Below are 23,335 nucleotides of genomic sequence, written 5' to 3'. Positions count from 1 at the left end.
ATGCATCTCACCAGCCGGGGCTTTCCCCTCTTCCTCACATTCGACCTCGATGCCGAAACCATGTGGACGGCGCGCGACCCCAATTACGCCTCCCGCCCCATCCTCATGTCGCAGGGCGCCTATGGCTGGAAGGTCGGCACCGACCGCGTGCTCAAGCTGCTCGCGCGCTACGGGCTGAAAACCACCTTCTTCATCCCCGGCCTCATCATCGACCAGCGCCCGGAGCTCATGGAGCGCATCCTGGAGGGCGGGCACGAGATCGCCCATCACAGCTACAGCCATGCCTGGATCCTCAACCTCACGCCCGAGCAGGAGCGCGAGGAGATGGAGAAGGGTTTCGAATCGATCAGGCGGGTGACGGGCCGGGCGCCGCGCGGTTGGCGCTCGCCGGCCGCCGAGATCAGCGCCGTCACCATGCCGATGCTCGTCGAATACGGTTTCGACTATTCCTCGAACTTCTTCGACGACGACTCGCCCTATATCCACACGGTCGAAGGCAAGCGCACCAAAATCGTCGAGCTGCCCTTCCGCTGGGTCCTCGATGACGCACCCTTCTTCCAGTATTCGATCGTGCTGCCGGGACGCACCATGCAGGCGCCGTCGGCCCTGCTCGAGGCGTGGAAGGCTGAGTTCGACGTGCTCTATGCCGAGAAGCGCATGATGATGGTCGGCATGCACCCCGAGATGATCGGCCAGCCCTCGCGCATCGGCGTGCTCGAAGGCCTGATCAAGCATGCGCTCGACCATGGCGACGTCTGGATCGGCCGCTGCGACGAGATGGTGGAAGACATGCGCCCCGGCCTGGAGCGCGCGGCATGACGCAGGATTTCACAGGCCGCAGGATTCTCGTCACGGGCGGCGCGCGCGGCATCGGCCGGGCCAGCGTGTCGCGTTTCCTGGCCGGCGACGCCAAGGTCGCCTGCCTCGACCGCGACGCCGACGCGCTGGCGGCGCTCGACCGGCGCGCGGGGCTCTTTCCCCTCGTCGCCGATCTCTCCGATCCGGCCGGGCTCGCTGCTGCCGTCGATGAAGCCGCAAAGCTGCTCGACGGGCTCGACGGCGTCGTCAACTCGGCCGGCGTCGATCTCCTTGCGCCGCTCGAAGCCATGAGCGACGATGACTGGCAGCGCGTGATATCGGTCAATCTCACCGGCCCGATGCTGGTCTGCCGCGCCGCGCTGCCGTATTTGAGGCGCGCCGGCGGCGGCAGCGTCGTCAACGTCTCCTCCGGCGCCGGCCTGCAGCCGCTTCGGGACCGCACGGCCTATTGCGCCTCGAAGGCCGGGCTGCAGATGTTCTCCAAGGCGCTGGCCATGGAAGCGGCCGATTTCGGCGTCAGGGTCAATGTGGTCTGCCCCGGCGCCGTCGAGACCGATCTCTTCCGCTCCTCCCTGCCCGAGGCCAATTCGGAAGCCGCACTTGCCGCCGTGCGCGACCGCTACGCGCTGGCGCGCATCGCCGACCCCGACGAGATCGCGGCGGCAATCGCCTTCCTCACCAGCAACGACGCCTCCTACATCACCGGCGCCGCGCTGGCGGTCGATGGCGGCCGCACGTTTCACTAGAGGACCCGAAAGTGCTTGCAGCGTGTCGCATGAATCCTGTCACAGTGCATGACAGGTTGAATGAGGACATTCTGTCGGGAGCGGCGCACCCCCTTCTGTCCTGCCGGACATCTCCCCCTCAAGGGGGGAGGTCGGCCGTCGTACATCACGACGCCTGGTGCTGCGACGTAAATGATTGGCGAAACCCGGGCGGCCAGCCAATCTCCCCCCTTGAGGGGGAGATGTCCGGCAGGACAGAAGGGGGTGCAGACGCGTCGCGCTACGTGACTTCCACGACCATTCTGTCGCGCACTGTGGAAACCTGTTTCGCGCCACACGCGGCACAGCAATTCCAGCAAGAGCGCACAGCGGTTTTGCGTCCGGAATTGCACGAAAACAAAGAGACAGAGCATCGGGCCCGAAAGCGGGTACCGGTCTCGGGGCAAATCCGATGCTCTAGCGAGCCATCAGGAAGACTGTCATGATCGTCGCCGACCGCTTCAACAATCGCACCGTGATCGTCAGCGGCGGCGGCGCGGGCATCGGTGCGGCCATCGCCAGGCGCTTCATGACCGAGGGCGCGCGGGTCGGCGTCATCGACCTCGATACGTCGGCGCTGGTCGAAGGCCTCGACGAGGCCGTCGCCGCGCGGCTGATCGCCGTCGACGCCGACTGCACGGATGAACACGCGCTGACGGATTTCCACGGCCGGGTCGTCTCTGGCTTCGGCCCGGTCGATATCCTCATCAACAATGTCGGCCAGAGCGGACGCGAGCGCTCCGCCCCGTTCCACGAGTCGCGCGAGGAGGTCTGGCGCTTCGTGCTGGAGATCTCCCTCATCAGCGCCATGCGGCTCTCGCGCCTTGCCGCACCTGCCATGCGCGAGCGCGGCGGGCGCATCGTCAATATGGCGAGCGACGCCGCCTTCGCCGGCGATGCCGGGCTGGCCGACTATGCTGCCGCCAAGATGGGCCTCATCGGCTTCACCCGCTCGCTGGCGCGCGAGCTTGCCCCGCACGGCGTCACCGTCAACGCCGTCGCCCCCGGCGCCATCCGCACCCGCGCGCATGACCGGGTACCGGCCGCGGTCATCGAGCGCATCAAGGCCGAAACCCCCGCAGGCTTCGTCGGCGAGCCCGAGGATGTCGCCGCCGCCGTCGCCTTCCTCGCCAGCGACGAAGCCCGCTTCATCACCGGCCAGAGCCTGCTGATCGACGGCGGCCGCTGGATGATCTGATGTTGGCTATCGCCATGTCACCAGGGAGAGGCGCGACGTGGGGGTGCCCTCATGCGCGTATCGCCAAAATACCCCTCATCCGACCGCGCGGAGCCTGTCCTCGGGCTTGCCGGAGGCAAGACCCGTGGGCGCGGCCACCTTCTCCCACAAGGGGAGAAGGGGACGCTGCCGCAGCGTCTCGGCCAATCGCAAACGCCGACGATTTGCAGAGCCGGCTAAACTGGGCTCCGGCCTTCTCCCCTTGTGGGAGAAGGTGGCCGCGCGAAGCGCGGTCGGATGAGGGGTATTGCGGGCACCGCGACCGCAGCCCGGTCAAGGGGCACGACCCGCTCCCCGCAAGCAAGTCATTGGCCTTCTCCCACAGGGGAAGAAGTGAAGGCCCTGCTGCACCACCTCCGCCAATCACAGACGCCGCCGATTTGCAGAGCCGCCCAAGCCAGTCTCCTGCCTTCTTCCCTGGTGGGAGAAGGTGGCCTCGCCCACGGGTCTTGCCTTCGGCAAGCCCGAGGACAGGCTTCGCGAGGTCGGATGAGGGATATCTCGCGCACAACGACCTCCGCCCGGTCAAGTCACACGACCCGCTCCCCTTGAGCAACTCATCGGCCTTCTCCCTGAAGGGAAGAACGGAAGACCCTACTGCAACGCTTCCCCCGGTCGCAAACGCTGACAATTTGCAGAGCCGGCTAAGCCAGGCTCCCGCCTTCTCCCCCTGTGGGAGAAGGTGGCCTCGCGAAGCGAGGTCGGATGAGGGGTACTTCGGGCGCCAAGCGGCCCGGACGGACCGCGCCGGCGACTGAGGCGAAAACAGAGGACACAACTCCCATGACCGACATCGCCGACCTCACAGCCGTCGACCTCGCCGCCCGGATCCGGCGAAAATCCATCTCCCCGGTCGAGGCGACAAAATCCGTGCTCGCCCGCATCGAGGCGCGGCGCGATCTCAACGCCTTCATCACGGTAACGGCCGACGAAGCGTTGGCCGAGGCCCGCGCCGCCGAGGACAAGGTCATGGCGGGCGAAGAACTGCCGCCGCTCCACGGCGTGCCCTATTCGGTCAAGGACCTGGTCAACACGGCAGGCGTGCGCACCACCATGGGCTCGCGGCTCTTCGAGAACAACGTGCCGAAGGAGGACGGCGTCGCGGTGGCGCGCGCCCGTCGCGCCGGGGCCATCCTCGTCGGCAAGAACACCACACCCGAATTCGGCCATGTCCAGTCGGCCACCTCGCCGCTCTTCGGCCGCACCTTGAACCCGATCGACCCGTCGGTCACCCCCGGCGCTTCGAGCTCCGGGGCCGCTGTCGCCGTAGCGGCCGGCATGGGCCCGATCGCGCTCGGCACGGACGGCGGCGGATCGATCCGCATTCCGGCCGCCTGCTGCGGCGTCGTCGGCATGAAGCCGACCCTGGGCGCCGTCCCGCATCTCCAGCTCCCGGATCTCTTCGGCGCCAATTCCTTCGTCGGCCCGATGGCCCGCAACGTCGCCGATGCCGCCCTGCTGTTCGAGGCGATCGCCGGGCCCGATCGGCGCGATCCCTATGGCCAGGCGGCGGCGACGCTGCACCCGCCGCGCGATATCGCGCTCAGGGGCCTGCGTGTCGGCTGGATCGCGCGGGGCGGCGCACGCGTCGAGACCGAGGTCGCTGATCTCACCGCCAGGGCGGTCGAAGCGATCGCCGCCGCTGGCGCCCTTGTCGAGCCGATCGAGGTCGACTTCAAGTCCTTTGAGCCGGTCTTCCTGACGCTGCTGCGCGTCGGCCTCGCCGCCCGCACCGGCCCGTCGGTCAAGGGGCGGGAAGCGCTGGTGTCGAAATCCCTGCGCGACACGATCGCGCTGGGCGAGGCCTGCCCGGCGGTCGACTATGCCAACGCCACCGCCGCCCGCACGAAACTGTTCCAGACCTTCCAGTCCCTGTTCGAGCGCTTCGACGTCATCGTCTCGCCCACCCTCACCGCGCCACCGCTCCCCATCGACGTCGACCCCACCGGCGACATCGAGATCGAAGGCCACAACGAAGGAACCGTGCGCGGCGCCTGGTACCCCTTCACCTACCCCCAGAACCTCACCGGCCATCCCGCCGTCTCGCTGCCCTGCGGCAGGACCAAGAAGGGATTGCCCGTCGGCCTGCAGCTCTGCGCGCCCTGGTACGAGGACCGGAATCTGCTCGGGGTCGCGGCGTTGGTTGAGGAACTGCTGGCTGATACCACCAGTCGATAAGATCGACCTTTGGAGTGCGCGACGGCGTGGCCCACGCCGGTAGGTGTTCTTTCGGGATGGATGAGAGGCTGAGGCCGTCTACCTTCTCCTCGTCTTGCGAGGAGAAGATGCCGGTCCACCCTCCGCAGCTGCAGCGCAGCTGCTGCGGAGGACGGGCAGGCGGACCCACCGGCCGGCGTCGGGCGCCATCCTGGATGAAAAGTGCCGCGTGCCTTCGCACCCCTCTCTGTCCTGCCGGCCGCTCGGATTCGCCAATCGTCAACGTCGCAGGACGAGTGCCGTCATCGATGAAAGCCGGTCTCCCCCTTGTGGGGGAGATATCAGGTGGACAGAGAGGGGTATCTGGCTGAACCTTTTCCGACTGAAATCAAAAGACCTTTCACCCTCGTTTCATGGCAGAGGCGGGCGAGGCCGCCACAAAAGCGTTGTACCGCTTCGCTCACTGCGCCGGAACGGCCGCCTGCGCTTCGCGCTCCCGCACCCGGCGCGCCGCATGGGCCAGCACCAGGCACATCACGAGGCACCACGCGGCCATCCACAGCAACTGCGTCGGCCGGCCGATGCCGATGTCGATCAGCACGCCGGTGATGCCGGGGCCAGCCGCCGTCGCGAACACCATGGCGGAGACGGTGATGGCGCGGATGCCGCCGAGATTGGCGAGGCCGTAGACCTCCGGCCACAGCGCGCCGAGCAGCGTGAAGGTGAAGCCGTTGCTGATCCCCAGCAGCAGCATGAACACATAGATGCCCCACACCGGCGTGATCGCCGCGGCCGCGACCGAGGCGACAGCAAGCGGAAGCAGCACGAAGGGCAGCAGCCTCAGCGAGCCGAACCGGTCGATCATGTGGCCGCACACCAGGCCGAACACGATCGTCGCCACCGACATCACGGGAAAGGCGGCGGCGAAGGCCAGCGGGTCATAGCCGCGCAGCGCGACCAGATAGCCCTGGTGGAAGAAGATCACGGTTCCGATGAAGGCGGGCGCCAGCGTGCCGACCAGCAGCAGGTAGAAGACGGGATCGCTTATGCCAACGGTCGATGATATCGACCGTTGGAGCGTGCGACCGCGCGCCGCGCCCGTTGGCGCGAAAGCCAAGCGGCCCGGAGGGGGCCGCGCCGGCGATTGAGGCGCACCGGATGCGTCAGCATCCGGTGCCGATGGTATAAGCACCTCCGCCCGGGTCCAGTTGCGCACGATGCCGCTGCGGCCGGCATGCGCCTCGCGCGATTGCGGCACGCGCTCGGTCCTCATCAGGGCCACCGTCACCGGCAGCGCGACGGTGAGCGGGCTGGGCTGACCTGAATAAAGCACTCGGCCTTGCCCTTGTTCTGGACGTTCGGGGCCTCGGACGCCAGCTACGCCACGCTGCCGCCGCCGTCCACCAGCACTACGGCGCCGGTCATGAAGCCGTTCTGCATCAGGTGGACGATCTGTGCCGCGATCTCCTCGGGGCGACCGATCCGTTTCAGGGGCAGGCCCGAGGCGGTGCGGTCGAACAGCGCTTGGCGCTCAGCCGCAGGCAGGAAGTCCCACCAAGGCGTTTCGATGCGTCCGGGGGAAACGCAGTTGACCCTGACCGGTGCCATCTCGGTCGCCAGCGCCTTCGACAGCGCGTCGATCGCGGCGTTGATGGCGCTGAGCACGGTGGCACCGCCGGTGGGCCGCACGCCGATCATCCCGGAGACGAGGGTGAGGCTACCCTCCGGGCGGATGCGCGCCGCATGCGCGACGTTCACCGCGCCCCAGAACTTGCTGTCAAATGCCGCCCGCTCCTCCGCAAGACTGCGCTTCCTCAATGGACCGACCCCGAGTTCAGCCGCCGACACGACGACATGGTTGAAAGGATCGCGCTGGTCGAAAAAGCGCCTGACGGCTTCCGCGTCACGGATGTCGAGTGCGGCGGTCTCGGCCTCGCCGATCCGGGCCGCGGCCTCGCGCAGCCTTGCCTCGGTCCTCGATGCGATCGTCACTTCTGCGCCGAGCGCGCGGGCCGCCTCGGCTGTGGCGAGACCGATGCCGGACGAACCGCCGAAGACAGCGGCTGTCTGCCCCGAGAGCGGCGCCGGGTTCATTTCCCGTCCGCGTCGTCGCCGCCCAGTGTCGAGCCGGCGACGAGTTCGCTGAACTTCGCCACCGCGGTGTGGTCCTGTCCGGGACCGAGGTATTTCTGCGCAGCCGCCCAGATGTCCTTGCACAGCCCAGCGAAAGGAGCCGGCGTTGAGGTGGCGGTGGCGACGCCGAGCGCGATGCCGAGATCCTTGACCATCAGGTCGAGGCCGAATCCGGCGTCGAACTTCCGCGACAGCACGAACTGCTTGAACTTCTTCTGGGTCGCGTTGTTCATCCCAGTCGAAACGTTGAGAACGTCGACCATCAGCGCCGGGTCGAGGCCGAAGCGCTGGCCGATCAACAGTGCCTCGATGCCGATCAGGAAGCAGCCGGCGCTGACGAGGTTGTTCAGCGCCTTCATCGCGTGCGCGCTGCCGATCGGACCGGTGCGGATGATCGAACTTCCCATCGCCTTCAGCACCGGCTCGGCGCGGTCGATCGCGCCGGCGTTGCCGCCAGCCATGATCGCGAGCTCGCCGTTAGTGGCCCGCGACACGCCGCCCGACACGGGTGCATCGATCATTGCGACGCCCTGGCCGGCGATTTTCTCGGAGAGGGCGCGGGTGACGTCAGGCACGCCGCTCGACATCTCGACGATGAGGGTACCGGCGGCTAGGCCGGCGAGCGCGCCGTCCGGTCCTTCCAGCACCGCCGTGACGACGGCGCTGGAGGGCAGCATGGTGATGAGGATGTCGGACGCCGCTGCCGCGTCCTTGGGGGAAGTCGCGGCGCGAGCGCCGAGCGTCTTCGCGACGCTGGCAGTGCGGGCTGCGTCGGCATCGTGGACCGAAAGCGTGAACCCCGCCGCGACGAGCCGGGCGGTCATCGGTTTACCCATGGCTCCCAGTCCGATGAAACCAAGGCGTGTCGTGCTGTTCATGCGTTGGTCCTTGTAGGTCAGTTGAACATCTGGCGCGGTAGCCAGAGCGAGAGGTCCGGGATGGCGATGAGCAGCGCCAGCACGATCAGCTCGATCACGATGAAGGGAGCGATGCCGCGATAGATCTCCGGCAGCTTCACCTTGCCTTCCGAGGCCCCGATGACGGCGAAGAGGTTCATTCCGACGGGCGGGCTGAGAACGGCGAGCTCCACCAGCTTGACCATGATCACGCCGAACCAGACGCCATCATATCCGAGCGCGGTGACCATCGGATAGACGAAGGGCAGCGTCATCACCTGCATTGCAAGAGGATCCATGAACATGCCCAGCACGACGAACACTGCCACAAGCAGCAGCATGAACACGATCGGCGAGAGTTGGAAGGACTGGAGCAGTTCGGTGGCGGAGGTGACCGTGCCCGCCACGAGGAAGAACCGGGTGAACATCAGCCCGCCGATGATGACGATGAACAGCGCGGCTGTCACGCCGGCGGCGGAGCGCAGGCAGTCGGCTAGGTCGGCGCGCGAGAGGCGACGCCGCGCCAGCGCGATTGTAAGCGCGCCGATGGCGCCGAGTGCTCCGGCTCCCGACGGGGTCGTGAAGCCAAGATAGATGCCGCCAATGACGAGCCCAGCGAGCAGGAAGGTCGCCCACAGGCCAAATGCACTACGGCCGATCTCGGAGAACTTGGCGCTCGGCTGCGGGGGCGGTGCAAGGTCGGTCTTGACACGCACTAGAACGCCGGTGCCGATCATGTAGGCGGCGGCGGTAAGGACGCCCGGCACCACGCCCGCGATCAACAGCTCGGCCACCGATTCCCCCGTCAGCAGGCCGTAGATGACGAAGCTGATCGAGGGCGGGATGAGAGCTGCGATCGTGCCGGCGGCCGCGATACAGCCGGCGGAGAAGGCGCGATCGTAGCCGAGCTTCAGCATTTCGGTCAGCGCGATGCGGGTGAAGAGGGCCGCGTTGACGAGCGTCGAACCGGAAATCGCAGCGAAACCGGCCGAGGCCAGGATCGTCGCCTGGTAGAGCGCGCCGCGCGTTGAGCGCAACACCAGGTTGGAGAAGGAGAACAGTTCCTGAGTGATGCCCGAGGCGGACGCGATGGCTCCCATAAGCACGAACATCGGAATGACGACGAAGCTGTAGTCCGATGCCATCGCGAAGGGCAGGTTGGTCAACGTATTGAGCGCGAAGGCTGAGCCGCCGGCGGTCCATAGCCCCACGACGGCGACGGCGGCCATGGCGATGCCGACCGGCACGCCGATCAGCGACAGCGCCAGCATGGCGGCGATGGCGACGAAGCCGATGGTCAGCGGATCAAGCATCGCGGCCATCTCCTGGCTCGGCCGTCCCTTCCCGCCCCTCTATCAGCCGCAGGATCTGCCGCGCGAACTCGGCGGTGGCGAGCCAGGCCCCAAAGGCCGCCACGCTCTTGAACGGCGCGACCGGAAAGGCCTGCGCGCCGAGAGCGACCTCCCGGATGTTCCAGGAATTGATCGCGAGCCGCGTGGTCTGCCAGGCGATCAGCGCCATGACCACGCCCGCGATCGTCAGGGAGACGATGCTCGAGAACCGCTTCATGCGCGGCCCCATGTTCTGGGTCGCCACGTCGATGATGATGTTAGAACCGCGAGCCTGCGCTTCCGCGAGGCCGAGGAACACGATTACCGCCAGCAGCGCGCCGGACAGTTCGACCATTCCCGGGATCGGCTTGAAAAGGAGGTTCGTCGAGATCACGTCCGCCGCGCCCATCAGTCCGACGACGAGAAGCAGGGACGAGGCGGCGAGGAAGCCGAGATAGGAAACCTGCCGGAGGAGACGGTCAAGCCGGGAGAGCAGAGCCATGTGTCACCGGAAGCGTTGTCGCGCCGGCAATTGGCAGCCGGCGCGGAGAAGGATCGGATCAGCGGTTGGCGCGGATGTAGTCGGCGAGTTCCTTCGCCTCCGCGCCCTTGCCCATCTCGTCCATCTTCCTGGCCCAAACATCAAGCATGTCCGGCACCTTGGCCTTGAGCGCGTCCGGCTCCTCGAAGTGTATGACCTCCATGCCCGCTTCCTTCAGGCCTTCCACGGCCTTGGCCTCGTCGGCGGCGATCAGCTCGTTGCCGAACTTCTCCGCGTCGGCGGCGACTTCGTCAAACAACTTGCGCACGTTTTGCGGCCAACCCTCCCACTTGGTCTTCGAGATGAAGAGCGTGTGGGCGCTGATGACGCCGAAGGAAAGGTCGGTGCCGAATTTCGCGACCTGGTCGATCTTGAATGCCTTCACCGCCGAATTGAACATGTAGGTGCAGTTCATCGCGCCCGACTGCATCGCCTGGATCATGTCGACCGGCGGGATGTTGACCGGGATCGCTCCGATCGATTCGAACATCACCGGCACGAAGGAGCCGTAGGAACGGATCTTGGTATTCTGCAGGTCGGCCATCGCCTTGATCGGCTTGGTGCAGTAGATGCGGTAATCGGGCAGGTAGCGGTAGAGCAGCGGAAGCAGGTTCGCTGCGTCGAGTTCCGCCTTGATCGTTGCGTTGGTGGTGAAGATGTCGGCGGTCAGCCGGTTCAGCTTCGGTCCGTTGGTGTAGGTGAAGGGCAGGGCGTTGGTGACGGCGGTGAACGGCATGCGCGAAAACTGGTTGCCGGTCACGATCAGGCCGAGGTCCACCGCACCGGAGCCGACGAGATCGACCATTTCAGCCTCACCGCCCAGAGTGTTGGCCCAGAAATGCTGGATCTTGATCTTGCCGCCGCTGCGCTTCTCGATCTCGGAGGAGAAGTAGGTGTCTATCTTCGACGTGTTCACCACCTCCGGGATGTTGGAGGAATAGCGGAGCGACATTTCTGGATAGTCCTCCGCAAAGGCGGCGCTGGCGCCGAAGGCGCAGAATGCGGCGACTGGCGCCCGAAGGCGTGCAAACTTCATCGGAATCCTCCCGCGGATCGAACTGCGCATCGGCGCAGAGATGATATGACCGTTGCGGCGGCTTTGCCACAATGGCAGGCTGTCATACAACATGACGGTATGATAATTCAAGCTCGAATGCTGAAGACAGGGAGGAGCCTATGAAACCGACCTACGAGGTGCTGGCGCTACGATATGCGCGGACCGCGCCCGACCGCCCGAGACACGAGAACTTCATGCCGGGCATGGACCTCCATCACGGGCCGATGCCGCTCGATTACTACGTCTGGGTCATCCGGGGACTCGGTCGCCTGGTTGTGGTGGACACCGGATTCGGCGAGGAGGCCGCCCGGGAGCGGGGCCGCGAACTGATCCACACCCCCGCGGCGCTGCTCGCGCGCGCTGGGGTCGACAGCGCGACCGTGCGGGACGTGGTCCTCACCCACCTCCACTACGATCATGCCGGGTCGCTGGACGCCTTTCCCGCCGCCACCTTCCATCTCCAGGACGAGGAGATGCGCTATGCGACCGGGCGGCCGATGTGTCACGCCTGCCTGCGGGTACCCTTCAACGTGCAGGATGTTCTCGACGCAGTCGGGCTCGTCCACTCCGGGCGCGTCCGCTTCCATGACGGCGATTCGGAGATATTCCCGGGCATCACGCTTCACCGAGTCGGCGGGCACACCGGCGGACTCCAGGTCGTGCGGGTGGCGACGGAACGCGGGCCTCTGGTTCTCGCCTCCGACGCTTTCCATTTCAACGAAAACAGGATCCGCCGCGCGCCCTTCCCGCTCGTCCATCATGTAGGCGAGATGCTCGACGGCTACATCCGCTGCGAGGAACTGGCCGGGGGCGACGAGACCCTCCTGATCGCGGGGCACGATCCGCAGGTGCGCGAGCGCTGGCCGGAACTGATCCCGGGTTTCCCGGACATCGTCCGGCTCGATCTCGAGCCGGCTTAAGTCGACTGTAGTGTTGACATACTGTCATACAAACTGATATCCGCTTCGATCTGAGACCCAGGGAGGAAACATGCAACTCGACAAGACGGTATCCGCGCGTGGACACGAGTTCCCCCTGCACGGGACCTATGACGAGGCCTTCGCCAGGGTCGCGAACGCCTTCGCGGAGAATTTCGCCGTCGAGGAAGAGATCGGCGCCGCCACCACCGTCTACGTCGATGGGGACAAGGTCGTAGACCTGTGGGGCGGCTACCGCGACGCCGACATCTCGAAGCCTTGGGAAAAGGACACGATCGTCTGCATGATGTCGGTGGCCAAGGGCATTGCCGGCATGGCGTTCAACATCCTGATCGACCGCGGCCTGGTCGATCCCGACAAGCCGGTGGCGCATTACTGGCCCGAATTTGCCCAGAACGGCAAGGAAGGCGTGCTGGTGCGCCACGTTCTCGACCACACCGCCGGTCTGCCGGTGGTGCTCGACCCGCTTTGGAAGGGTGCAGTGTTCGACTGCGACGCGATCGTGGCGGCGCTCGAGAAGCAGGCCCCGATCTGGCAGCCAGGCACGGTCGCCGCTTATCACATTCACACCCAGGGCAACCTGCTCGGCGAGATCGTGCGGCGGGTAACGGGAAAGCGCTTCCCCCAATTCATCAGGGACGAGGTCACCGGACCCCTCGGCGCCGACTACCAGTACGGCAATCTCTCGGACGCCGATCTCGCCCGCTGCGCAACGCTCGTGCCGACGGTCGAGGGGACGCTGCTTGCCAAGCGCGACAGCGAGCCGGACACGCTGGTGGCCAAGGGCTTCACCCAGTTTCCCAACGAGCCTTTGCCGGTCACGCTCAACTCCACCGCATGGCGCCGCGCCGAGATCACGAGTGCCTCCGGCCACGGCAATCCGCGGGCGGTCGCGCGCATCTATTCCGCCTTCGCACGCGGTGGCGAACTGGACGGCGTCCGGCTCATGTCTGCAGGGACCGTCGAAGACATGCTCACCGAGCAGCACAACCAGACCGAAAGGATGCAGGAGCGGCCCTATCACCAGGCGCGCGGCGTCCTTCTCAATACCCCGGTCTCCGTGTGGATGGGTCCGAACATGCGCGCTTTCGGCCATCACGGCTTCGGCGGCTCCATCGGCATGGGCGATCCCGACGCGAAGATCGGCTTCTCCTACTGCTGCAACAAGATGCATGCGCGCGGCGACAACGGTCCGCGAGCCCGCCGCATCATCGAAGCTCTCTACGAGGCGCTCTGACCATGGCCGCATCCTCCCAGGAACGCGTCGCGGCCGTCACGGGCGGCGCCGGCGGCATCGGCGAAGCCTGTGTCGCCCGCTTGAGGCGCGACGGCCGGAAGGTCGTCGTGCTCGACCGCAACATGGGCCTCGCTCGACAAGTGGCGGCGCGCCACGGCGCGGTGGCCCGCGAGATCGACCTCGCCGACACGGGCTCGATCGACGACGCGGCGCGCTGGGTGGAGGAGGAGGTCGGACCGTGCTCGGCGCTTGCCGCCGTCGCCGCCCATCTGGAGAATCCGCATACGCCCGAGCAGCAGGACGAGGCGGAGTGGGACGCGATTCTGCGCGTCAACCTGACCGGCACGTTCCGCACGCTCACCGCCTTCGGCGCCGGCATGCTCGAGCGCGGTGAGGGCTCGATTGTCACGGTCGGCTCGATCACCGCCTTCAATTCCAGCCCGCTGCAGGCCTACGGCCCCACCAAGGCGGCGATCGTCAACATGTCGCGCAACTTCGCGGTCGCCTGGGGCCGTCGCGGCGTCCGCGTCAACTGCGTCTGCCCGGGTCCGACGCGTACTCCTGCGGTCGAAGCGAGCTACGCCCGCGGCGACCGCAACCCCGACACGATGATCCGCCAGACAGCGCTCGGCCGCCTGGTGAAACCGGAGCAGGTGGCGAACGCTATCGCCTTCCTCCTGTCAGAAGATGCCGGCGCGATCACCGGCATCGAGCTTCCGGTCGATTCGGGCACGCTCGCCACGCAACTCTGGGGGCTTTACGGCGGCGTGCCGGGTCCCGCGCAGTCCTGATGTCGGCGAGGGAGGAGAAACCATGTCCGAAGATCTGACGGGTCAGGTGGTCCTGGTCACGGGGGCGGGCCGCGGCATCGGCGGCGCGACCGCGCGCCTGCTCGCCGCCAGGGGCGCGGCGGTGGGCGTGTTCGACATCGCCGCGGATCTCGCCAACGATACCACCGAGGCGATCAAGGCCGCCGGGGGCAAGGCGATGGCTATCGTCGCCGACGCGTCCGACCGCAAGGCGGTGTTCGACGCGGCCGCATCCCTGTCGCACGCCTTCGGGCCGCTGACGGGCATCGTCAACGACGCGATCTTCATCCGCTACGGGCCCGTGGAAGGTGTGGAGGAGGAGGTGCTGGACCGCATGTTCGCGGTCGGCATCAAGGGAGCCATTTGGGGGGTGCAGGCGCTGCTTGCGCACCGCGGCGACAGGCTCGCCTCCGTCGTCAATCTCGCCTCGCCGGTTGCTGATCTCGGCACGTCGAATACCTCGTCCTACACGGCGGTGAAGGGAGCGATCGTGGCGCTGACCCGGCAGCTCGCGGTGGAGCTCGGCCCAAAAGGGGTGCGCGTCAACGCGGTCGCGCCCGGAGCGGTGCCGACGCCCGGCGCCCGTGCGATCGTCGACGAAGCGGGTTACGCCAAGCGCCGGGCGCAGACACCGCTCGGCCGCCTCGGCGAAGAGGCCGAGATCGCCGCTGCGATCGCCTTTCTGATCGGACCCGACGCCAGTTTCATCACCGGCGAGGTGCTACACGCCGACGGCGGCATCACCGTCAAGTCGATGTAGGCGAGCATGTCGACCGCGCCATCCCCATCGACTGCCTCACGGCTTCGCGGCACCGATCGTCTTCAGCGCCGCCTTGGCCGCCGCCTCGACATGGGCGACGCAGACCTGCCATGCCCGCTCTTCATCCCGCCTCTCAAGAGCATCGAGGAACTCCCGCAGCTCCCGAATGGATTGCTGGGCGCGTTCCGAACTGGAGAGCGAAACCACGCGCAATTGCGAGACCCGCGTGTGGATGCGACGCAGCATCTCGGCGGCCACGGGATTGCCGGCACCCTCCAGCAGGATATCGTAGAACCTCGTCTTGGCCGCGATGAAGGCCTCGGAGGAGAAGTTGTCATAAACCTCGGCGAGACGGTCGACGCTGCGGCGAAGGTCGGCCATCTGTTCCCTGGTCGCATTGCGCGCGAACAGCCGAGCCGCGAGTCCTTCGAGCATCGCGCGCACCTCGTATATCGAGCGCGCGGTCCCCTCGGTCACGACGCTGACGCTCAAGCCCTTGTTGGGCTGGAGCGTGATCAGGCCGTCGGCCTGGAGCTCGCGCAGCGCCTCCCGCAGCGATGTGCGAGACACGCCCATCATCTCGCAGAGTTCGCGTTCGATGAGGCGGGTGCCGGGCGGAAACTTTCCGGTCGCTATGGCCATGCGAAGCCGATCTGCCACCTGCTCGCGCAAGCCAGGCAGGGTCTGCACCCGCATCGACATGTCTTCGTTGGCGCTTGTCGTCAGTGCCATCGCTGCACTCCCGTCGACGGTTCAACCAGTGTTTGTCCGTTCTGCCGGAGCCGTGCAACGACGGTAAACTCGGCGAATCCGAACTTCGCCATATTGTAATTTTGTATGTCAAAGAACAAGAGGCCACTTATGACGACGCAGGATAAGACGATCGGGAACCTGTTTGCCGAAGGGCTCGCCCTGCGCCGTCAGGTACTCGGCCACGAATATGTCGACCGGTCGGTGAACTCGGCCAACGACTTCATGATGGCCTTCCAGCACATCACCACAGAATGGTGCTGGGGCTACGCCTGGGGGCGCGACGCGCTCGACCTCAAGACCCGCAGCATGCTGAACCTTGCCATGCTCACCGCGCTGAACCGCGCGGCCGAGATCAAGCTCCATGTCCGAGGCGCGATCAACAACGGCGTCACGGTCGAGGAGATTAAGGAGGTGCTGCTGCACGCGACGGTCTATTGCGGCATCCCCGCAGGCCTCGACGCGTTCAAGGCCGCGAACGAGGTGCTGACCGAAATGAAGGCATTCGGCTCGAGTAGCGTGCCCTGACGGGCTCTGGCCGCTGCAGTCGACGACACCTCTCCTGTCGCCACACGGGGATCGTCTAAGCTCTCGTTTGTACGACTCCAGCGTGCAGGTCGAGGGGGAGAGGCTAATCCGCTTGCGGCGTCGCTGTCGGCGACGTCCGCGTAAAAGCACGGAAGAAGCGGCCGCGAACGACCGACATGCTGAAGGGTTTCGGATGCCGTCAGGCGTACGAAACCCTTCAGCATGCACGAACCCGCTTCGCGGGAGGGTGCGGTAGCAGCGATGCGTGTAATCTGATGTTTTGAGCCACGAGCGGCGGCCTGATCTGGAGCGACATCCCCGGCAACGAGACCCTGTCCTGGCTGGAGGAAGACTATCATGTCTCCCGGCGATTCCGCTCTATGTCGGAGTACGCGAACGGCAACACTTTCGACTATGAAGGCCGGCAGAGTGCCTGCCAGCACGAGGCCCGCAGGTCGTTCGTTATGAGCATGGCGGCCAGGTCACCGTGCTTGCCGACACATTCGAGGCAAGGGGTTCAATGCGCCGAATGACGTGGTCCGAACGACGGCTCGATCTGGTTCAGCGACGCAGGCGGCGGCTGGTTCGCAGCCTATGAGGGGAACAGATTGCCGGAGGCCGCAAATAACCCCCAGCCTCTTCGCGAGGAGGCGGTCTATCGGATCGACGCCGGCGGCAAGACCGCGATGGTCGCCGACCAGCCCTTCAAGGCCAACGGCCTCCGTTTCTCGAACGACTGCAAGCGGTTTCCGACACCGGCAACAGGCACTGTCCGGAGGCGAAGGACATCATCTGGATGTTCGACATCGATGGAGACAGGTTGAGGAACCCGCGAACTTTCGTCAGCATGGAGATGGACGGCAAGACCGGCGCCGCCGACGGCCTGCGTTGCGACGAGGAGGGAAATGTCTGGGTGGTCGCCGGATGGGTCGGCGACGGCTATGACGGCGTGCACATCTTCGCGCCTGACGGCAAGCGGATCGGCCAGATCCGGCTTCCCGAAGTCTGCGCCAACCTCCGCTTCGGAGGCACCAAACGCAACAGGCTCTTCATGGCTGCCAGCCAGTCGCTTTACGCCTGCTACGTGGCGACGCGCGGAGCGCACATCACCTGAGACAAGCGACAGACTATCGGGTGCGCATTCCCAGAATAACGCGCTGACCGCATGTCCATAGGCGAAAGTATTGTGTATTCCATTAGCCAGGAGTAATATAAAGCCCTGCGCATAGCGTGCCCGCTTTGAAAGGTGCCGTATGGATACCAGGGGCAGATCGCATGGGCTCTTCGAAGATTCGTCCGACCTGAATGCGGGCCTCGGAAACGCGCCGTCTTCCGCGTCCCGGCGCGTCTCGTTGCCGCTGCCGGTCTGCCTTGGCCTGGCTCCGTCCTACATGGCCGAATCCCTCCGCAGCGACGAGGACCTCAGGCAATATTGGCGGGGCTATGCGGTCGCGGCCGCGGCCTGCGCCGTCCTCCTGCTCCTGGAGGTCGTGATCATCATCCTTCTTTGAGCACTCGAAGCCTGCTTGACCGATCGATAGATCAATCTGTCCGCGCGGCGGCAGCACGGACATCGTTGCCACCCACCTGGCCGGCCTGGTGGAAGACGAGCGACACGCGCGTTCGGCCTTCACGTCTTGGCGACCCTCCTTGACTCCGGCGGTGGCAGAGCCGATTTTCTGACGGATCGTTTCACCTTCGAAGACCTGCGCCCGCACTGTCGGCGGATCGATTCTCTTCGGCCGCGAGGCCGGCCGATACGTGCAAGCCGGCTAAGAGTCCTGTGGCGCCCGAAAAACAGGCCGTCCTGTAAATCTCCAGTTGTTTACAGGACGGGACGGGTTCTCCGGGCCGGAGTTTCGCGTCATTTTCGTGCGAAACGAAGGCCGTGGCGAACGACCGGATGACGCAAACGGCAACGCGCGCCCGCTTCGCGGCAGGCCGCTCCCACGGTGCTTCAAACTGCCGGGGTTGGCGGTCCCGCACCACATATGTCACGCGCTGACTCACCCGATTGTCCTGAGTCTACGGTATATGCGCATTGAGATTGGCACCAGTTGATGCCAGTTTTGGTGCAGGAACAGGAGGCGGCTATGCGATCGACGATCAACCTGGACGACCGGCTCCTGGAAGAAGCAAAGGCGCTGACCGGGACGAAGGAGACGGCCGCGGTGGTGCGCCAGGCGCTCGAGACATTGGTACGTGTCGAAGCGGGCAGGCGTCTCATCGCCTTGGGCGGAACAATGACCGATGCCGAGGCAGCACCGCGCCGGCGGCCTGATCGGTGAAGCTTGCCGACACGGGAATCTGGATCGACCACTTCCGTCACGCCGACGCCGAATTGTCGCGGACCCTCGCTGACGACATGATGCTGTGCCATCCGGTCGTCATCGGCGAACTTGCTTTGGGAAGCCTGCGCAATCGAGCGTCCACTCTCGCGTATCTGGAGGCTCTTCGTGAGATCGCCGTGGCCACCCATGCGGAGGTGATGGAAATGGTCGAGCGGCATCAACTCTGCAGCATGGGCATCGACTATTCCGGCGCGCATCTCCTTGCATCAACTCTGATTGACGGCCGGGCCGAGTTGTGGACCCGCGATAAGCGTCTGGGCGCTGCGGCCCGCAAGGCCGGCGTGAGGCTCGCAAGCGAAGGCGGCACAGCAGGGTGACCGCTCACCCCCGCAAGATCGGCCGCGTCAGGCAGGTCGGGCCGCCCTCGCAGGCGATGCAGAGCGCGTCGGCCTCGAAGGTCCGCACCGTGCAGCCTGCGGCCTCCATCGACGCTTTCGTCCTGGGAAAGCCGGCCACCGCGATGACGTCGCGGGGCGAGGTCGGCAGCACGTTGAGGCTGAGGCCGTGGGAGGCCGCGAACTCGTCCGGATCGCCTTCGACCAGCCGGATGCCGCGGGCTCCGAGCATCTGGTAGAAGGCGACCGGCAGCAGCGGCGCATGGACCAGGGCAAGATCGTCGGCCAGCGGGCTGATGACCGACATCAGATGCAGGCAGGCTTCTTCTCCATGCCACAAGGGCAGATCGAAGCCGTAGACGGCGATGCCGCGCGGTGAAAGCAGATTGGCGAGCTGCTGGATGCCGTCCTGGTTGGTGCGCACGCCGCGCCCCACCGCCAGCGTGGTCTTGTCCACCCACACGCAGTCGCCGCCCTCGACCTGGCCGGCGCCGCCGATGCGGCCGAGCACGGGGATGCCGAGGCGTCGATAGGCCACTTCGTGCAGGCCGGGCTCGTCCCGGCGGAGCCGCTTGCCCATGGACAGGATGACGGCGCCGTGGTCGGTCATCAGCGAGGGATCGTGGGTGAAGACCGAATCCGCCAGCCCGTCATCTTCGTCGGGCAGCCATTCGATCCGCGCGCCCGACGCCGCGACCAGTTCGGCCAGCGCGGCATGCTGGCGCGCCGCGTTTGCCGGATCGAAGCCCGGGCCGTAGTGCCATCGCTGCCGGTCGGCGCCGTGCATCGCGCTCGCGGCCGAACGCATCAGCACGCGTCGCAAGGGCGCGGCCATGGACTGCGCGCCGAATTCGGGTTCGCTGCTCAAGCTCAAATCCTCCACCAGCTTCTACTCCCGGTATGTCTACCCATGTTGGCCCAAGACCGGCAATGGGCCAAAACCGAGGTTGACGGCGGCTGACTGGCCGGTCCATCCTGTTCGCCGGCTCAGCGGCAAGACGAGGCCTCATGCGCAGAACATCCTGCAGGGACCGGCAGCGAGGGCGAGGCCGCGCATGACGGTTTCGAGCGCCCCGCGAGTGCCCATCCCCACGCGCGACGCGGCCGCCGAAGCCATCCATGTCGAGAACCTGCACAAGAAGTTCGGGCAGCTCCATGTGCTGAAGGGCGTGTCGCTCTCGGCGCGCTACGGCGACGTGGTGGCCATCATCGGGGGCTCGGGATCGGGCAAGTCGACGCTCTTACGCTGCATCAACTGCCTGGAGAACCCGACCAGCGGCATTATCCGCGTCAATGGCGAGGAGATCCGGCTGAAGGCCGACAGCCACGGCCACACCGTGCCGGCCGACCGCAGGCAGATCGAACGCATCCGCTCGCGTTTCGGCATGGTGTTCCAGAGCTTCAATCTGTGGAGCCACATGACGCTCATCGACAATGTGATCGAGGTGCCTGTGCATGTGCTCGGCGTGCCGCGCGACAAGGCCGTCGCCGAGGCCGAACGGCTGCTCGCCCGCGTCGGCCTCGCCGAGAAGCGCGACGTCTATCCGGCCTTCCTGTCCGGCGGGCAGCAGCAGCGCGGCGCGATCGCCCGGGCGCTCGCCATCCAGCCGCGCGTGATGCTGTTCGACGAGCCGACCTCGGCGCTCGACCCTGAACTGGTCGGCGAGGTGCTGAAAGTGATCGGCGACCTGGCGCGCGAGGGGCGCACCATGATCCTGGTCACCCATGAGATGAAGTTCGCCCGCGAGGTCGCGACCCATGTCGTCTATCTCTGCAACGGGCTGGTCGAGGAGGAGGGGCCGCCTGACAGGATCTTCGGCGCGCCTCAGTCGGAACGGCTCAGGCAATTCCTGCGCAACGTGGCCTGACAACAAGCAAGAAAGAGTGGGAGGAGACTTATGAGGAACTTTCTGAAAGCCGCCGCGGCCGCGGCCGTCATTTCCCTTGCCGGCGCGTTCGGTGCGAGCGCGGAAGCCATCAAGGTGGGCATGGCGCCCGAGCCCTATCCGCCCTTCGAATCGCCCGACGCGTCCGGCAAATGGGTGGGCTGGGAGATCGATTTCATCGAGGCGCTCTGCGCCGAGGCCAAGCTGGAATGCACGCTTGAATTCGTCGCCTGGGACGGCATCATCCCGGCGCTCACCTCCAGGAAGATCGATGTCATCATCAATTCCATGTCGATCACCGACGAGCGCAAGAAGACGATCGACTTCTCCGACAAATATTACAACACGCCGACGGCCATCATCGGCCCGAAGGACGTCGCCTTCGGCGCCACCCCGGAGGACCTGAAAGGCAAGGTGCTCGGCGTCCAGGTCTCCACCACCCATTCGGCCTATGCCAGGAAGCACTTCACGGAAGCCGCCGAGATCAAGGAATATCAGACACAGGACGAGGCCAACCAGGACCTGGCCGCCGGCCGCCTCGATGCCGTCCAGGCCGATGCCATCGCGCTCGACGGCTTCCTGAAAACCGATCAGGGCAAGCAGTGCTGCGATCTCAAGGGCGTGGTAGCCGAAGATTTGGAAATCCTCGGCCCGGGCGTCGGCGTCGGCCTGCGCAAGGAGGACACCGAGCTCAAGGAGAAGATCAACGCCGCCATCGCGGCCCTGCGCGCCAACGGCAAATATGACGAGATCACAAAGAAATATTTCGACTTCGACATCTACGGCGAATGACGGCGCCGCTTGCGGTGGGCGGCCGCGCGCGGCCGCCCGGCGGAAGTTCATCTGAGGAGGCGGGCGTGACCGGCGGCACAAGCCGGCACGCCGCCGATTTGGCGAGGAACGGCCCTGCCTGAATTTCTGCTTCTTCCCTTGTCGCAGACGGGCATTTTCGAACTCCTTGCCCCGACCCCGCCGGGCTGGGGCGGCGCGCTGCTGCGCGGGCTGATGAACTCCGTCCAGATCGCCGTGGGCGCCTATGCGCTTGGCCTCACCATCGGAACGGCCGGCGCCTATGGCAAGCTCTATGGCGGGCCGGTGCTGCGCGACCTGCTGGAGGTCTACACGACGGTCGTTCGCGCCGTGCCCGAACTGGTGCTGATCCTGCTGCTCTATTTTGCCGGCACCGCGCTGGTCAACGAGGTCCTGGCAGGGCTCGGCCGCGCCCCGATCGACATCAACGGTCTGGTTGCGGGCATTGCCGTGCTCGGCGTGGTGCAGGGCGCCTATGCCACCGAAGTGCTGCGCGGCGCGATCCTTGCCGTGCCGCAGGGCCAGATCGAGGCGGCGCGGGCCTTCGGCATGCCGCCGGGCCTCCTGCTGCGGCGCATCACCTTGCCGGCCATGCTGCCCTTCGCCATTCCCGGCCTCGCCAATCTCTGGCTGATCGCCACCAAGGACACCGCGCTGCTGGCCGTGGTCGGCTTCAACGAACTCACCCAGGAAACGAGGCAGGCGGCCGGCGCGACCAAGGCCTATTTCACCTTCTATGTCGCGGCCGGCGTGCTCTATCTCCTGATCACCTTGCTGTCGAACGTCGTGATCGGCCGCATCGAGCGTTGGTCCCGGCGCGGCGCGCCCTCGGTCGGAAGGGCCTGACCATGGCGGAGACCGGCCTCACTCTGTCCCTGGCGCGCGGCTCCGCCTGGCTGCAGCCGCATCGCATTGTGCTGATCGCGATCGCCGCCGCGGGCGTCGCCGCCGCGGCGATCTTCATGCGCTGGGACTGGCTGCCGCAATATTACGGCCTCGCGCTCGCCGGCCTCTGGCGCACCCTATGGCTTCTCGCCGCCACCTGCGCGCTCGGGCTCGCTCTCGCAATCCCGCTCGGTTTCGCCCAGGCGACCGGGCCGTGGTGGCTCGCGGCACCAGCCAATGCCTTCTGCACGGTCATCCGGGGCACGCCGCTGCTGTTGCAGCTCTGGCTGCTCTATTACGGGCTGGGCTCGCTCTTCCCGCAGTTCCCGTGGATCCGCCAGTCCGAGCTCTGGCCCTATCTGCGCCAGGCATGGCCCTATGCGGTGCTGGCGCTCACTTTGTCCTATGCCGGCTACGAGGGCGAGGTGATGCGCGGCGCCTTCGCCGGCGTGCCGCGCGGCCAGTTGGAGGCCGGCCGCGCCTTCGGCATGAGCCGCTGGAAGATCTTCCGCCGCATCTGGCTGCCCCAGGCGCTGCACCGCGCCTTGCCGACGCTCGCCGGCGAGACCGTGCTGCAACTGAAGGCGACCCCGCTCGTCGCCACCATCACCGTGGTCGACATCTACGCCGTCGCCTCGCGAGTCAGGCAGGACACCTTCATCATCTACGAGCCGCTGCTGCTCCTGGCGCTGGTCTATCTGGTCATAACGGGCATCCTGGTCTTCCTCTTCCGCAAACTCGAAGCCCGGATCCCGGCCCGGCTCGGGTGAAGCGTCTCATGGTGCTGCCGGTCCTGAAGCATGTCTCCCGAAAGTGCGCGGCGGTTTCGGGAGACATGTGTCAAATCAAGAACCTGAAGCGCGTCGCGTGAATCCTTCCACGGTACATGACAGGATGGTCGTGGGTGATCAGCGGCAACATCTCCGCTTCGTCATCCACGGACAAGCGCACGCAGCGAAGCGGAGGGCGCACCGATCCGTGGATCCATGCCGTGACCGATCCGAAGGCCGCAGACGGTCAAGGAAGAGGATGGCTCCCCTATCCACCTGCCCAAGCCCGCTCTGCACCGAAGCAGCCGTGCGCGATTTGCCTCTTCCTCGACCGCCTTCGC

At 66.2% G+C, this 23,335-nt stretch carries 24 protein-coding genes; 16 read left to right on the top strand and 8 right to left on the bottom strand.

Annotated elements, in window-relative coordinates:
* From JN302_RS05225 to JN302_RS05210, 4 genes are all read left to right on the top strand, one after another.
* Entirely contained in the window at positions 1 to 819 is an 819-nt protein-coding gene (locus JN302_RS05225; protein ID WP_202332198.1) for a polysaccharide deacetylase family protein, read from the top strand.
* The gene (locus JN302_RS05220) at positions 816 to 1,565 is read left to right on the top strand and encodes an SDR family NAD(P)-dependent oxidoreductase (protein ID WP_202332196.1); all 750 of its coding nucleotides are present in this window, start codon (positions 816 to 818) and stop codon (positions 1,563 to 1,565) included. Before JN302_RS05225 ends, JN302_RS05220 begins: the two co-directional genes overlap by 4 nt.
* Positions 1,566 to 2,025: 460 nt before the next feature.
* Positions 2,026 to 2,781, top strand: a complete 756-nt coding sequence (locus JN302_RS05215; protein WP_202332194.1) for an SDR family NAD(P)-dependent oxidoreductase — start codon at positions 2,026 to 2,028, stop codon at positions 2,779 to 2,781.
* A gap of 822 nt (positions 2,782 to 3,603) precedes the next feature.
* Positions 3,604 to 4,998 (top strand): amidase, encoded by a 1,395-nt coding sequence (locus JN302_RS05210; RefSeq protein ID WP_202332192.1) that lies wholly within the window; start codon positions 3,604 to 3,606, stop codon positions 4,996 to 4,998.
* 439 nt (positions 4,999 to 5,437) lie between these two features.
* On the opposite strand, the gene JN302_RS05205 is transcribed toward JN302_RS05210, so the two are convergent.
* From JN302_RS05205 to dctP, 6 genes are read right to left on the bottom strand one after another with little or no spacing between them, the layout of a single operon-like run.
* Positions 5,438 to 6,310 carry an MFS transporter gene (locus tag JN302_RS05205; protein ID WP_244846208.1) on the bottom strand — a complete coding sequence of 291 codons (873 nt, stop codon included), beginning with the start codon at positions 6,308 to 6,310 and terminating at the stop codon, positions 5,438 to 5,440.
* A 44-nt stretch (positions 6,311 to 6,354) separates the two neighbouring features.
* Positions 6,355 to 7,071: an SDR family oxidoreductase gene (locus JN302_RS05200; protein WP_202310466.1), complete on the bottom strand. Its 717-nt coding sequence runs from the start codon at positions 7,069 to 7,071 to the stop codon at positions 6,355 to 6,357.
* Positions 7,068 to 7,988 carry an NAD(P)-dependent oxidoreductase gene (locus tag JN302_RS05195; protein ID WP_202332190.1) on the bottom strand — a complete coding sequence of 307 codons (921 nt, stop codon included), beginning with the start codon at positions 7,986 to 7,988 and terminating at the stop codon, positions 7,068 to 7,070. Before JN302_RS05195 ends, JN302_RS05200 begins: the two co-directional genes overlap by 4 nt.
* Before the next feature lie 17 nt (positions 7,989 to 8,005).
* Positions 8,006 to 9,319 (bottom strand): TRAP transporter large permease, encoded by a 1,314-nt coding sequence (locus tag JN302_RS05190; RefSeq protein WP_202332188.1) that lies wholly within the window; start codon positions 9,317 to 9,319, stop codon positions 8,006 to 8,008.
* Positions 9,312 to 9,839 (bottom strand): TRAP transporter small permease subunit, encoded by a 528-nt coding sequence (locus JN302_RS05185; protein WP_202332186.1) that lies wholly within the window; start codon positions 9,837 to 9,839, stop codon positions 9,312 to 9,314. The genes JN302_RS05190 and JN302_RS05185 overlap by 8 nt, the downstream gene beginning before the upstream one ends.
* Before the next feature lie 58 nt (positions 9,840 to 9,897).
* Positions 9,898 to 10,914, bottom strand: a complete 1,017-nt coding sequence (gene dctP, locus JN302_RS05180) for a TRAP transporter substrate-binding protein DctP (RefSeq protein WP_202332184.1) — start codon at positions 10,912 to 10,914, stop codon at positions 9,898 to 9,900.
* 140 nt (positions 10,915 to 11,054) lie between these two features.
* Here dctP and JN302_RS05175 point away from each other — a divergent pair, with 140 nt between their 5' ends.
* From JN302_RS05175 to JN302_RS05160, 4 genes are all read left to right on the top strand, one after another.
* Positions 11,055 to 11,855 carry an N-acyl homoserine lactonase family protein gene (locus JN302_RS05175; protein WP_202310456.1) on the top strand — a complete coding sequence of 267 codons (801 nt, stop codon included), beginning with the start codon at positions 11,055 to 11,057 and terminating at the stop codon, positions 11,853 to 11,855.
* Positions 11,856 to 11,925: 70 nt separating this feature from the next.
* Positions 11,926 to 13,110, top strand: a complete 1,185-nt coding sequence (locus tag JN302_RS05170; protein WP_202332182.1) for a serine hydrolase domain-containing protein — start codon at positions 11,926 to 11,928, stop codon at positions 13,108 to 13,110.
* 2 nt (positions 13,111 to 13,112) lie between these two features.
* Positions 13,113 to 13,901 carry an SDR family NAD(P)-dependent oxidoreductase gene (locus tag JN302_RS05165; RefSeq protein WP_202310452.1) on the top strand — a complete coding sequence of 263 codons (789 nt, stop codon included), beginning with the start codon at positions 13,113 to 13,115 and terminating at the stop codon, positions 13,899 to 13,901.
* Between the two features lie 22 nt (positions 13,902 to 13,923).
* Positions 13,924 to 14,679 (top strand): SDR family NAD(P)-dependent oxidoreductase, encoded by a 756-nt coding sequence (locus JN302_RS05160; RefSeq protein ID WP_202332180.1) that lies wholly within the window; start codon positions 13,924 to 13,926, stop codon positions 14,677 to 14,679.
* A gap of 36 nt (positions 14,680 to 14,715) precedes the next feature.
* Here JN302_RS05160 and JN302_RS05155 read toward each other — a convergent pair whose 3' ends face one another.
* Positions 14,716 to 15,411, bottom strand: coding sequence for a GntR family transcriptional regulator (locus tag JN302_RS05155; protein WP_202310448.1), 696 nt, complete (start codon positions 15,409 to 15,411; stop codon positions 14,716 to 14,718).
* A gap of 129 nt (positions 15,412 to 15,540) precedes the next feature.
* On the opposite strand from JN302_RS05155, the gene JN302_RS05150 reads away from it, so the two are divergent.
* The 4 genes from JN302_RS05150 to JN302_RS05135 all read left to right on the top strand — a co-directional run bounded on the left by JN302_RS05150 (position 15,541) and on the right by JN302_RS05135 (position 18,625).
* Positions 15,541 to 15,957: a carboxymuconolactone decarboxylase family protein gene (locus tag JN302_RS05150; protein ID WP_202310447.1), complete on the top strand. Its 417-nt coding sequence runs from the start codon at positions 15,541 to 15,543 to the stop codon at positions 15,955 to 15,957.
* Positions 15,958 to 16,753: 796 nt separating this feature from the next.
* The gene (locus JN302_RS38955) at positions 16,754 to 17,071 is read left to right on the top strand and encodes an SMP-30/gluconolactonase/LRE family protein (RefSeq protein WP_244846207.1); all 318 of its coding nucleotides are present in this window, start codon (positions 16,754 to 16,756) and stop codon (positions 17,069 to 17,071) included.
* A 979-nt stretch (positions 17,072 to 18,050) separates the two neighbouring features.
* The gene (locus JN302_RS05140; protein ID WP_202332178.1) at positions 18,051 to 18,245 is read left to right on the top strand and encodes a type II toxin-antitoxin system VapB family antitoxin; all 195 of its coding nucleotides are present in this window, start codon (positions 18,051 to 18,053) and stop codon (positions 18,243 to 18,245) included.
* Complete coding sequence (locus JN302_RS05135) at positions 18,242 to 18,625, top strand: type II toxin-antitoxin system VapC family toxin (RefSeq protein WP_202310441.1); 384 nt, start codon at positions 18,242 to 18,244, stop codon at positions 18,623 to 18,625. Before JN302_RS05140 ends, JN302_RS05135 begins: the two co-directional genes overlap by 4 nt.
* 4 nt (positions 18,626 to 18,629) lie before the next feature.
* Here the strand turns inward: JN302_RS05135 and JN302_RS05130 are convergent, their stop codons facing one another.
* Positions 18,630 to 19,478: a dimethylarginine dimethylaminohydrolase family protein gene (locus tag JN302_RS05130; protein ID WP_202314554.1), complete on the bottom strand. Its 849-nt coding sequence runs from the start codon at positions 19,476 to 19,478 to the stop codon at positions 18,630 to 18,632.
* A 220-nt stretch (positions 19,479 to 19,698) separates the two neighbouring features.
* Here JN302_RS05130 and JN302_RS05125 point away from each other — a divergent pair, with 220 nt between their 5' ends.
* The 4 genes from JN302_RS05125 to JN302_RS05110 all read left to right on the top strand — a co-directional run bounded on the left by JN302_RS05125 (position 19,699) and on the right by JN302_RS05110 (position 22,994).
* Positions 19,699 to 20,511, top strand: coding sequence for an ABC transporter ATP-binding protein (locus tag JN302_RS05125; protein WP_202332176.1), 813 nt, complete (start codon positions 19,699 to 19,701; stop codon positions 20,509 to 20,511).
* Between the two features lie 30 nt (positions 20,512 to 20,541).
* Entirely contained in the window at positions 20,542 to 21,321 is a 780-nt protein-coding gene (locus JN302_RS05120) for a transporter substrate-binding domain-containing protein (protein WP_202310437.1), read from the top strand.
* A gap of 138 nt (positions 21,322 to 21,459) precedes the next feature.
* Positions 21,460 to 22,185: an ABC transporter permease gene (locus JN302_RS05115; RefSeq protein WP_202310435.1), complete on the top strand. Its 726-nt coding sequence runs from the start codon at positions 21,460 to 21,462 to the stop codon at positions 22,183 to 22,185.
* 2 nt (positions 22,186 to 22,187) lie between these two features.
* Positions 22,188 to 22,994, top strand: coding sequence for an ABC transporter permease (locus JN302_RS05110; RefSeq protein WP_202310433.1), 807 nt, complete (start codon positions 22,188 to 22,190; stop codon positions 22,992 to 22,994).
* Positions 22,995 to 23,335: the final 341 nt, after the last annotated feature.

The sequence above is a fragment of the Mesorhizobium sp. L-8-3 genome (assembly GCF_016756615.1).
In the GTDB taxonomy this organism is placed as follows: domain Bacteria; phylum Pseudomonadota; class Alphaproteobacteria; order Rhizobiales; family Rhizobiaceae.
This window is presented reverse-complemented; position numbering and strand designations above follow the sequence as displayed.

Bases quoted from the DNA above. Each gene is read 5' to 3' on its own strand.
- JN302_RS05225 (WP_202332198.1), top strand. From the start codon at position 1: ATGCATCTCACCAGCCGGGGCTTTCCCCTCTTCCTCACATTCGACCTC.
- JN302_RS05220 (WP_202332196.1), top strand. From the start codon at position 816: ATGACGCAGGATTTCACAGGCCGCAGGATTCTCGTCACGGGCGGCGCG.
- JN302_RS05215 (WP_202332194.1), top strand. From the start codon at position 2,026: ATGATCGTCGCCGACCGCTTCAACAATCGCACCGTGATCGTCAGCGGC.
- JN302_RS05210 (WP_202332192.1), top strand. From the start codon at position 3,604: ATGACCGACATCGCCGACCTCACAGCCGTCGACCTCGCCGCCCGGATC.
- JN302_RS05200 (WP_202310466.1), bottom strand. From the start codon at position 7,071: ATGAACCCGGCGCCGCTCTCGGGGCAGACAGCCGCTGTCTTCGGCGGT.
- JN302_RS05195 (WP_202332190.1), bottom strand. From the start codon at position 7,988: ATGAACAGCACGACACGCCTTGGTTTCATCGGACTGGGAGCCATGGGT.
- JN302_RS05190 (WP_202332188.1), bottom strand. From the start codon at position 9,319: ATGCTTGATCCGCTGACCATCGGCTTCGTCGCCATCGCCGCCATGCTG.
- JN302_RS05185 (WP_202332186.1), bottom strand. From the start codon at position 9,839: ATGGCTCTGCTCTCCCGGCTTGACCGTCTCCTCCGGCAGGTTTCCTAT.
- dctP (WP_202332184.1), bottom strand. From the start codon at position 10,914: ATGAAGTTTGCACGCCTTCGGGCGCCAGTCGCCGCATTCTGCGCCTTC.
- JN302_RS05175 (WP_202310456.1), top strand. From the start codon at position 11,055: ATGAAACCGACCTACGAGGTGCTGGCGCTACGATATGCGCGGACCGCG.
- JN302_RS05170 (WP_202332182.1), top strand. From the start codon at position 11,926: ATGCAACTCGACAAGACGGTATCCGCGCGTGGACACGAGTTCCCCCTG.
- JN302_RS05165 (WP_202310452.1), top strand. From the start codon at position 13,113: ATGGCCGCATCCTCCCAGGAACGCGTCGCGGCCGTCACGGGCGGCGCC.
- JN302_RS05160 (WP_202332180.1), top strand. From the start codon at position 13,924: ATGTCCGAAGATCTGACGGGTCAGGTGGTCCTGGTCACGGGGGCGGGC.
- JN302_RS05155 (WP_202310448.1), bottom strand. From the start codon at position 15,411: ATGGCACTGACGACAAGCGCCAACGAAGACATGTCGATGCGGGTGCAG.
- JN302_RS05150 (WP_202310447.1), top strand. From the start codon at position 15,541: ATGACGACGCAGGATAAGACGATCGGGAACCTGTTTGCCGAAGGGCTC.
- JN302_RS38955 (WP_244846207.1), top strand. From the start codon at position 16,754: ATGTTCGACATCGATGGAGACAGGTTGAGGAACCCGCGAACTTTCGTC.
- JN302_RS05140 (WP_202332178.1), top strand. From the start codon at position 18,051: ATGCGATCGACGATCAACCTGGACGACCGGCTCCTGGAAGAAGCAAAG.
- JN302_RS05130 (WP_202314554.1), bottom strand. From the start codon at position 19,478: ATGGCCGCGCCCTTGCGACGCGTGCTGATGCGTTCGGCCGCGAGCGCG.
- JN302_RS05125 (WP_202332176.1), top strand. From the start codon at position 19,699: ATGACGGTTTCGAGCGCCCCGCGAGTGCCCATCCCCACGCGCGACGCG.
- JN302_RS05120 (WP_202310437.1), top strand. From the start codon at position 20,542: ATGAGGAACTTTCTGAAAGCCGCCGCGGCCGCGGCCGTCATTTCCCTT.
- JN302_RS05110 (WP_202310433.1), top strand. From the start codon at position 22,188: ATGGCGGAGACCGGCCTCACTCTGTCCCTGGCGCGCGGCTCCGCCTGG.